Below are 9,052 nucleotides of genomic sequence, written 5' to 3' on the forward strand. Positions count from 1 at the left end.
CGGGGAGGCGTTCACCGAGCAGGGCCATCTCCGCGGCGAGCGGGCGGCCGGCGGCGGCCGCGATCATGGCGGCCGCGCCACCGTCGGGCATCAGGCCGATATTGATGAAGGCGAGCAGGAGATAGGCGTCCTCGCTCGCGTAGACGAGGTCGCCGGCCAGCGCGATGGCGACGCCCACGCCCGCCGCGGCCCCCTTGACCCGGACGATCACCGGGATCGGCGCGTCGACGATGGCTCGCACCAGGCGGTTCGCCGCGTCCATCGTCATATCGGGGGTGATGCCGCGCTCGGCCTCGCGCACGGTGGCCGTCAGGTCGGCGCCGGTGCAGAAGTCGTTGCCCTCGCCGGTCAGCACGATCACCCGCACCGAGCGGTCCTGAGCCGCGTTCACCAAGGTGTCGCCGAGCGCGACCATTGTGTCGTAGTCGACGGCGTTCTTGCGCTTCGGGTTGGTGATCGTCACCCGCAGCACCTTGCCGTCGCGCACCGCCGAGAAGCCCGCCGCAGGCGTTGAGGTCGCGGAATCGGGATTGCTCATGTCTACTCCTACGCTGGAACGCAGCGGCTACCCTGCCATGAATACTGGTTAACTTTGCGAATTGTGGTTAACTTAGGTTCCAGTGTCGGGCGCTGTCAACCAGCGGCGCCGCCGGAGAACGGAGAGGTGCATGGTCGCGGATCGCAGCGAGGTCGGCCTCGCTTCGGCGACGGGTGCGCCGGTGCGCCGCAGGCCCAAGGACCGCAAGGTGCAGATCATCCGGGCGGCGGCGCGCGCGTTCAGCGATCGCGGGTACTACCCGGTCGGCGTCGACGAGATCGCCGCCGAGGTCGGCATCTCCGGGCCTGCCCTGTATCGGCACTTCACCAACAAGTACGCGTTGCTCGTCGCGGCGGCCGAGGAGGGCGCGCGACACCTGCTCCTCGTCGCCCGCGCCGCCGACGACGCTCAGCTCGAGCCCGCGCGGCGGCTGGACGCGCTGATCCGCGCGATCAGCGAGCACACCATCGAGATCCGCCGCGAGGCCGGCCTGTACCGCTGGGAGCGGCGCTACCTGGAACGCGAGGATCGACTCCGGATCAGGCGCATCTACGACGATCTCAACGGCACCCTCGCCGAGCCGATCGCGCTGCTGCGCCCCGACGCGCCGCCCGCCGACGTCGCGATGCTGGCCGCCGCCGTGCTCAGCGCGATCGCCAGCATCTCCGCGCACCGCAGCGCGCTGTCCGGCGCGAAGCTGCTGCCGCTGCTGCACGATATGTCCTGGGCCATCCTGCGCGCCGAATTGCCGCCCGCGCCACCGGAACCTGATCCCGGCCCCGTCACGCGCGGGCTGCCGGTGTCGTCGAAGCGCGAACAGCTGCTCACCGAGGCGATCCGGATCTTCGGCAGGCAGGGTTATCACGAGGCGAGCATCGAGGAGATCGGCGCGGCCGTCGGGATCAACGCCTCCAGCGTGTATCGCTACTTCGCGAGCAAGTCCGATCTGCTCGCCGCCGCGTTCTACCGAACCGGTGACCGGGTCGCGCTCGCGATCACCGAGGCGCTGGCCGAGGCGACCAGCCGCGAGGACGCGGTGCGCCGGATCGCCGAGCGGCAGGCCCGGCTCACCTTCGCCATGCCGGAGATCATGCCGGTCTACTACGCCGAGTTCAGCAATCTGCCGCAGGCCGAACAGCATCGGCTGCGCGCCATCCAGCGGCAGAACGTCCTCGAGTGGGCCAACCTGCTGGACGGCGACCCGATCGAGGCCCGCTTCCGGGTGCACGCCGCCATCGGTCAGGTGATCGACGTCGGCCGGCTGATTCGATTCGATTCCCGCCCAGCGCAATTGGCGCGGGTGACGGCTCTGATGCAGGCGGTCCTGCTGGGGTCGAAGGCGTAGGCCTGCCGTCCGCGCACCGACTCGGTGCGCGGAACATCCAGCACCGCACGCTGTTTCAGGTGCGACGTCCGTGGCGTATCCGAAAGATGGTCTTGGCCAACCGAAGATGACGCGGATGGCGGTCGAAGGTGGACAGATTGACCGGCGCCCGATAGCGCTTGCGGGCGATGGCCAGCGTGTGGCTGAACTCGCGCAGACCCTGGTCGCCGTGGCTGTGGCCCTGCCCGTACTCGCCGACGCCGCCGTAGGGCAGCGCGGGAATGCCCGCGTAGGCGGTCGAGGAGTTGATGGTGACCACGCCGACGCGCAGATGCTCGGCGAAGGTCTCGATCTCGTGCACGTCCCTGGTGAACACCGAGACCGCGACGTCGGTGCCCACGGCATTGATGCGCTGCGCGGCGTCGGCCATGTCGGTCACCTTGTTCACGACCAGCACCGGCCCGATGCCCTCGCCGGTGATCGCCACGCTCTCCTCCGGCACCTCGGCCAGCACGACCGGTTCGATATACGGCTCGCGGATCGAGTCGAGGCCGCCGACCACCGCGCGGCCGCCGCGCGCCAGCGCGTCGCGAATCTGCCTGCGCACCACCTCGACCTGTGACTCCAGGATCATCGGCCCGTAGGACGCGCGCTTGTCGGCGCCGGGGCGCAGCCTGGCCGCCTGCGCGACCACCAGCTCGAGAAACGGCTCGTACACCGACTCGGCGACGTAGGCCCGCTGAATCCCGGTGGCGTTCTGCCCGGCATTGGCCATCGCGCCGAACACCGCGGCCTCCGCGGCGTCGTCGAGCTTGGCGTCGACGTGCACCACCATGCTGCCCTTGCCGCTGCGCTCCACCACCACCGGCGTCATCGTCTGCGTGCACAGCGCGATCACCTCGCGCGCGCCGGAATCCGAACCGGCATAGGCGATCTTGTCCACCTTGGCCCGGCACAGCGCGGCGCCGGTCGCCTGGTCGCCGGTAACCACCTGCAGCACCGGCTGATTCGGCGCCAGCCGGGACCAGCTGTCGGCCAGCCAGACGCCGGCGCCGGTGGTCAGCTCGTGCGGCTTGAACACCACCGTGTTGCCCGCGGCCATCGCGTAGGCGATCGAGCCCATCGGCGTGAACACCGGGTTGTTCCACGGGCCGAGCACGCCGATCACGCCGAGCGGCAGGTAGCCGACCGAGGCGCGTTGGTTGCGGGTCAGCCAGGTGGAGCCGAGCTTCTGCCTGCCGAGCGCGCGAGCGGCGTTACGGGCCGCCCAGTCCAGGTTCTCGACGGCGAGCATCACCTCGATCGCCGCGTCCGCCTCCGGTTTTCCGGTCTCCTCGGACAGGATCTCCACCAATTCGTTTGCGCGCCGGGCGATATCGCGCTTCCAGTCGAGCAGCCAGCGCTTCCGGCCGCTGAAACCCAGCTCGGCCCACCACTTTTCGGCGGCGCGGGCGCCGCGCACGGTGCGGTTGATCTCGCCCGCGCCCATCACGGCGTAGTTGCCGACGGTCTCGCCGGTACGCGGGTCATAGGACGTCAGCACGTTCGATCGGCCCGATCCTCCCGGCTGCGCCGCCACTCGGGGCTGCGCGGACTCGGCCATGATCACCTCTCGCAGTATCGAAATCGGCGTACGGGCCACTTGCGAGGCGGCCGCCGCGGACGAGTGAGTGTTCCCCCGATTAGCAGACTATGGTCGCCGCGACGGGCCGACAAGGCTCCTTCGTCGCCGCCCCGCTGCCCTTGACACGGTCCACCAGCGCCGATTCGCCTCGCGCCGGATCCAGATCGGCGAATGTGAGTAAGGACACATTTAACTCGAGGTCCTGTTGGGTACCGCGCGGGCGACCCGGAACGAACCCTGCATGCCGGTAACATCACGCCAAGCGCTACGGATCACCTATGGGGACGTATACGCGCGCGTTCCGGCGGCCCCGAGTCGTCGCCCATTGCCGATAGTGGAGAGTTGATGCCGAGCTTGAACCAAGCAGATCTGCATGCCAGTGAGCCAGCGGTCCGGGTGACGGACGTTCGGAAGTCGTTTGGCGATGTGCATGCACTGCAGGGGGTCAGCTTCGTCGCCGACCGCGCCTCCGTCCTCGGCATCCTCGGCCCGAACGGTGCGGGCAAGACGACGATGGTGAAGATCCTGTCGACGCTGCTGCGCCCTGACTCCGGCACCGCCGTCGTCGCGGGGCACGACGTGCTCAAAGACGCCGCCGGCGTGCGACGGTCGATCATGATGACGGGTCAGTACGCCGCGCTCGACGAGAACCTGTCCGGCCGGGAGAACCTGGAGCTGTTCGGCCGCCTCATGGGCCTGGCCAAGTCCGCCGCCCGCAAGCGCGCCGACACGCTGCTCGAGGAGTTCGATCTGGTGAGCGCGGGCCGCCGGGCGGTGCGCCACTACTCCGGCGGCATGCGCCGCCGGGTCGACATCGCGTGCGGACTGGTGGTGCGCCCGGAGGTGGTGTTCCTCGACGAGCCGACCACCGGCCTCGATCCGCGCAGCCGCCAAGGTGTCTGGGATCTGGTGAACGCGCTGAAGGCGCAGGGCATCACGGTCCTGCTCACCACGCAGTACCTCGAGGAAGCCGACGTGCTCAGCGACAACATCATCGTCATCGACAAGGGCACGGTGATCGCCGAGGGCACCGCCGACGAGCTCAAGGAGAAGACCGGCGGCAGCTACTGCGAGGTGGTCCCGCTCGACCCGAAGCAGCTGAGCCTTGCCGCCGCCGCTCTGGGCGACCTGGTGCCCGCCGCGGTGCTCGCCGACCTCGACGGCAACGACCGGCTCTCCATCCCGGCGCCCGAGGGCGCGGCCACGCTGACCGAGGCGTTGCGCCGCCTCGACTTCGCGGGCATTCGGCTGGCCGACATCGCGCTGCGCAGGCCCTCGCTCGACGACGTCTTCCTGTCCATCACCGGCCATTCGGGCGGCACGGCGTGACCACTGCTACCGCTCCCGACCGGGCCGCGGACGCGGCCGCGCTGTTCGCCGATCTACCCGAGGCCCGGCTGTCCTCGTTCGCCCAGTGGCGTGCGCTGTCCGGCCGCATCGTCTGGACCATGGCCACCAAGGGTGAGCTGATCGTCGCGGTGGTGACGCCGCTGGTGTTCACCCTCGGCTTCTATCTGCCGCTGCGCTTCGTGATGAAGTTTCAGGGCGTCGACTACGCCCAGTACGTCATGCCGATCATCGTGCTGCAGACGATGGCCTTCACGATGATGTCGAACGCGCAGCTGGCCGCGTTCGAGGCGTTGACCGGCTTGAGCACGCGAATGCAGACCATGCCGATCGGCATGCTGGTGCCGCTGTCCGCGCGCATCGCGGCCGGCCTCGTTCGCTCGGTCACCTCGCTGACCGCAGCCCTGATCTTCGGTTATCTCATCGGGTTCCGCTTCGTCGCGGGCTTCGGCCAGGCCGCTTGGTTCTGCGTGTTCTCCCTGGCCGTCGGCACCACGCTCGCACTGGGGGCCGACGCGCTCGGCAGCCTGACCAGAAGTCCGGAGTCGCTGAGCCAGGCGCTGACCCTGCCGACGCTGATCTTCGGCATGCTCTCCTGCGGGTTCGTCCCGGAGCGCAGCTTCCCCACCTGGATCCAGGGCTTCGTGCGCAATCAGCCGGTCTCGCAGTTCTCCTTCGCCCTGCGCGACATGGCCGCGGGCGGGGTGAGCTGGCAGGTGCTGTGGGTGCCGCTGGTCTGGGTGATCGGGCTCGCGCTCGTCTTCATCCCGCTGGCGATCTGGGCGAGCGTGAGGCGGGCATGAGTGCTACCGAGGCCACCATGGCTCCGATCGACGAGACCGACAAGATGCCCGCGAACTCGCCGTTGCCCGAGGTGGCGGCGAAACCCGAGAACTCGCTGGGAAACTGGCTCACGCACAGCCTGATCCAATGCAAGCGGTTGCTGCTGGTGTGGGCGCGCGACCCCGCGACGACGATTCAGACGCTGGTGTATCCGGCGCTGACGCTGCTGATGTTCAAGATCGTGCTGGGCAAGGCGATCACCAGCTACACCGGCCAACCGGCCATCTACGCCCAGATGGCGTTGCTCACGCTCGTCGCCGCCATGTCGGGCGCGGTCGTGAGCGCGCTCGGCTTCAAGGGCGAGAAGATGACCGGCCTGCTCGGCCGGTTCTGGACCATGCCGATCCACCGCGCGGCGGGGCTGACCGGACGCCTCATGGCCGAGGCGGTTCGCGTGCTCGTGACCACGCTGTTCGTCATCGGCGTCGGCCTGCTGCTCGGCTTCCGGTTCAACCAAGGCCCGCTCGCCGGCCTCGCGCTGATCGGCATCCCGGTCCTGTTCGGCGTCGCCTTCGCCGTGCTGGTCACCGCGCTCGCCACCGTGACCGAGGGCGTGATGCTGGTGAACATCATCGGCATCATCAACACCCTGCTCATGTTCTTCAACACCGGTTTCGCCCCGGCCTTCGCCTACCCGACGTGGTTGCAGTCGACGATCAAGAACCAGCCGATGAGCTGTGCGATCGACGCTATGCGCGGACTGTCCTACGGCGGGCCGGTGGCGGAGCCGCTGATCAACACCGCGCTGTGGACGCTCGGCCTGATCGTCGTGTTCGCCTACCCCGCGGTGCGCGGCTACCGCCGGGCCGCGGAGACCGGCGCCTGATCGAAGTCGTAGTCGAGCCAGCGATTGCGGTGGGTCCAGCCGACCAGATCGAAGCGCCAGCGGAACGGCCAGGTGTGCGCGACGGTGTTGAACAGGACCGCGCCGAGGGCGGTGTAGTCGTCGTGCGCGGACAGCAGGGCGCGCTGTCCGCGCGGGGACGCGGTGAAGAAGGCGTCGAACATGGCGATCGACTGATCGGTGGTCAACCGGCCCAGGCCCCACAGCCCGCGCATCCGCATCCAATACACCAGGCGCGCGCGGAGCGGCCACAGCTCGGCGACGGGATCGCGGCCCTGCTGCACGGCGGTGATCGCGGTGTCCACCAGCGCGAGCGAGTCGGCGACGCTGTAGCCGGTGCAGGGGTGCATCATGCCGCCGCGTGACCCGAACGGAACCGCCCTGGCCTCGCCCTTTCTCGGCGGCGGTTGATCGAGCGGATAGTGCGCGGCCTCGGTCGGCTCGTCGCCGGTCAGCCGGATGCCGTGCGCGGCAAGGCGATTCAGCGTCCGTCTGCGCAGTTCACGCTGGGGCATGCCGCCGCGCAGGCCGAGGCTGGTCTCCTCGAAGATGACGGTGCCGTCGCCGAGCGGCACGGAGTAGAGGAACGACGGCGGCTCGCCGGGGCCCGCGCCGTTCTCCGGGCGCCAGTCCAGCAGCAGCCCCTCGCCCTCCTCGACCATGGGCGCGGCCGTCTCGGCGGCGACGAAGATGCCGTGCGCGCTCGCGGCCCTGCGCCGGCCCAGGGTCGGCAGGCCGCGGGTGTCGAACACCGTCGCCGCGGTGATCGTGGCGCCGTCGGCCAGTTCGACCGTGTGCGCGCCGACCTCGGTGGCCCGGCCCGCGCGCACGGTGGCGTCGTCCAGCGGAAGAGCCTCGCGCAGGCCGGTCTTCGACAGCACGCAGTACGGGCGATCGATGCGGTGCTCGGACTTGGCCCACACGGTCGGCCGCGGAATGGTGCTCGCGATCGCGCTCGACGGCAGCCAGCCGGGCAGCTCGTCCACCCAGCAGGAGTAGGTGGGCGGCCAGAGCCGGTCCGGTCGCGGATCGATCGCGGTCACGCGGAGCCCGGCCCGCATCGCACGATGCGCCAGCGCCCGGCCGGTCGGGCCGAGCCCGACCACGCATACGTCGACATCCCGGACCGCGCTGACACCCATGGGGGCATTCAATCCGCTGCGGTCGGCCCGACGCAACTATCCGGCTGAACCGAGCCCCCGGAAATCGGGTCTCCATATTGCCGTGCACAAAGTGACAACTAGCACGCCGACAATGCCAAGAAATAGTGCCCCCAGAATTGGTGGCCCTGCAACTTCAGTGATGAAAAGCAGCCGTTTCTCCCCGTAGTCTCGGCACCGGACGCGGGTGGTTTCCGCGTTCGGGAGAAGGGGAATCATGAGAGGCAGCTACCGTGGCCGACTCGGTGTGCTCGCGGTCACAATTGGTGCGGCTGTTATAGCAATTCTGCCTGCCCAAGCGCACGGGGCGCCGGCGGAGTCGGCCATTGTCGCGGTGCAGGAACACGACGCGCGAAAGCTCACGTTGACAATTCACTCCGCCGCCATGGATCGCGATATCCAGGTGGAGACCCAGCGCGCGGCCGACACCAGCGTGCCGCGCCCGGTGCTCTACCTGTTGCAGGGCGCGGGCGGCGGCGAGGACGGCGTCACCTGGGCGACGGAAACCGATGCGATGCAGTTCCTTTCGACCAAGAACGTGCACGTGGTCTCGCCGATCGGCGGCATGTTCAGCTACTACGCCGACTGGGTGAACGACGACCCGCGCCTCGGCAGGCAGAAATGGAAGACCTTTCTCACCCGCGAATTGCCGCCGCTGATCGATAAATATTTCGCGACGAGCGGCCGCAATGCCGTCGCCGGATTCTCGATGGCGGGCACGACCACCCTCGCGCTCGCGGCGACCACCGGCGACCTGTACTCGAGCGTCGCGGCCTACAGCGGCTGCGCGCAGATCAGCGACCCGGTCGGCCAGGAGTTCGTCCGGCTCACCGTGGAGACCTGGGGCTGGGCGGACATGTCCAACATGTACGGCGCGGCGAACGATCCGCGCTGGGCGGCCAACGACCCGTACGTTCAGGCGGAGGGGCTGCGCGGCAAGTCCATCTACATCTCCAGCGGCGGCGGCCTGCCCGGCAAGTACGACGAATTGAACGGCAAATACTCACTGCCGGGTGTCGACGGCATGGCGGCCCAGCTGATCAAGGGCGGCGCCATCGAGGCGGCCACCAATTACTGCTCCCGCAATATGCAGACCCGTTTGAACTCGCTGGGTATTCCGGCGACTTACGACATTCACCCGGACGGCACCCATTCCTGGGGCTATTGGGAAGACGCGTTGAAGAATTCGTGGCCCGCGCTGTCCGCTCCGTTGGGAATTTGAGATGTGGATTGGAAAACAGGCCGCGCGGATCGCCGGCCTGATGCTCGCCGCCGCCGCGGCGGCCGTACTGCACGCCCCCGCCGCGGTGGCCGCGCCGCCGATACCCGCCTTCGCGGGCGCCAACGACTTCGCCTGCCGTCCGTCGGCGGA

The 9,052-nt window shown here is 69.0% G+C and carries 8 protein-coding genes; 5 read left to right on the forward strand and 3 right to left on the reverse strand.

The genetic code is table 11. The features are described 5' to 3' along the window. A partial coding sequence (locus ON39_RS04535) for an enoyl-CoA hydratase-related protein (RefSeq protein WP_051186300.1) occupies positions 1-538 on the reverse strand: 538 nt, incomplete at its 3' end. A 130-nt stretch (positions 539-668) separates the two neighbouring features. On the opposite strand from ON39_RS04535, the gene ON39_RS04540 reads away from it, so the two are divergent. Continuing rightward, positions 669-1,883 (forward strand): TetR/AcrR family transcriptional regulator, encoded by a 1,215-nt coding sequence (locus tag ON39_RS04540; protein ID WP_040731311.1) that lies wholly within the window; start codon positions 669-671, stop codon positions 1,881-1,883. Positions 1,884-1,938: 55 nt separating this feature from the next. Here the strand turns inward: ON39_RS04540 and ON39_RS04545 are convergent, their stop codons facing one another. Then, positions 1,939-3,465 carry an aldehyde dehydrogenase family protein gene (locus ON39_RS04545; protein WP_083894243.1) on the reverse strand — a complete coding sequence of 509 codons (1,527 nt, stop codon included), beginning with the start codon at positions 3,463-3,465 and terminating at the stop codon, positions 1,939-1,941. Positions 3,466-3,831: 366 nt separating this feature from the next. On the opposite strand from ON39_RS04545, the gene ON39_RS04550 reads away from it, so the two are divergent. From ON39_RS04550 to ON39_RS04560, 3 genes are read left to right on the forward strand one after another with little or no spacing between them, the layout of a single operon-like run. After that, complete coding sequence (locus ON39_RS04550) at positions 3,832-4,815, forward strand: daunorubicin/doxorubicin resistance ABC transporter ATP-binding protein DrrA (protein WP_051186301.1); 984 nt, start codon at positions 3,832-3,834, stop codon at positions 4,813-4,815. After that, positions 4,812-5,636, forward strand: coding sequence for an ABC transporter permease (locus ON39_RS04555; RefSeq protein WP_040731313.1), 825 nt, complete (start codon positions 4,812-4,814; stop codon positions 5,634-5,636). Before ON39_RS04550 ends, ON39_RS04555 begins: the two co-directional genes overlap by 4 nt. After that, a complete protein-coding gene (locus ON39_RS04560; RefSeq protein ID WP_040731314.1) occupies positions 5,633-6,502 on the forward strand; it encodes an ABC transporter permease in 870 nt (289 codons plus the stop codon). Before ON39_RS04555 ends, ON39_RS04560 begins: the two co-directional genes overlap by 4 nt. On the opposite strand, the gene ON39_RS04565 is transcribed toward ON39_RS04560, so the two are convergent. Continuing rightward, the gene (locus ON39_RS04565; RefSeq protein WP_040731317.1) at positions 6,472-7,662 is read right to left on the reverse strand and encodes a lycopene cyclase family protein; all 1,191 of its coding nucleotides are present in this window, start codon (positions 7,660-7,662) and stop codon (positions 6,472-6,474) included. The genes ON39_RS04560 and ON39_RS04565 overlap by 31 nt on opposite strands. A 235-nt stretch (positions 7,663-7,897) precedes the next feature. Here ON39_RS04565 and ON39_RS04570 point away from each other — a divergent pair, with 235 nt between their 5' ends. Continuing rightward, on the forward strand, positions 7,898-8,902 hold the full coding sequence (locus ON39_RS04570; RefSeq protein ID WP_040731319.1) for an alpha/beta hydrolase: 1,005 nt from the start codon (positions 7,898-7,900) through the stop codon (positions 8,900-8,902). The last annotated feature ends 150 nt before the right edge of the window (positions 8,903-9,052 follow it).

It is taken from the genome of Nocardia tenerifensis NBRC 101015 (assembly GCF_000308715.1).
GTDB classification, from domain to species: Bacteria; Actinomycetota; Actinomycetes; order Mycobacteriales; family Mycobacteriaceae; genus Nocardia; species Nocardia tenerifensis.

Bases quoted from the DNA above. Each gene is read 5' to 3' on its own strand.
- ON39_RS04540 (WP_040731311.1), top strand. From the start codon at position 669: ATGGTCGCGGATCGCAGCGAGGTCGGCCTCGCTTCGGCGACGGGTGCG.
- ON39_RS04545 (WP_083894243.1), bottom strand. From the start codon at position 3,465: ATGGCCGAGTCCGCGCAGCCCCGAGTGGCGGCGCAGCCGGGAGGATCG.
- ON39_RS04550 (WP_051186301.1), top strand. From the start codon at position 3,832: ATGCCGAGCTTGAACCAAGCAGATCTGCATGCCAGTGAGCCAGCGGTC.
- ON39_RS04560 (WP_040731314.1), top strand. From the start codon at position 5,633: ATGAGTGCTACCGAGGCCACCATGGCTCCGATCGACGAGACCGACAAG.
- ON39_RS04565 (WP_040731317.1), bottom strand. From the start codon at position 7,662: ATGGGTGTCAGCGCGGTCCGGGATGTCGACGTATGCGTGGTCGGGCTC.
- ON39_RS04570 (WP_040731319.1), top strand. From the start codon at position 7,898: ATGAGAGGCAGCTACCGTGGCCGACTCGGTGTGCTCGCGGTCACAATT.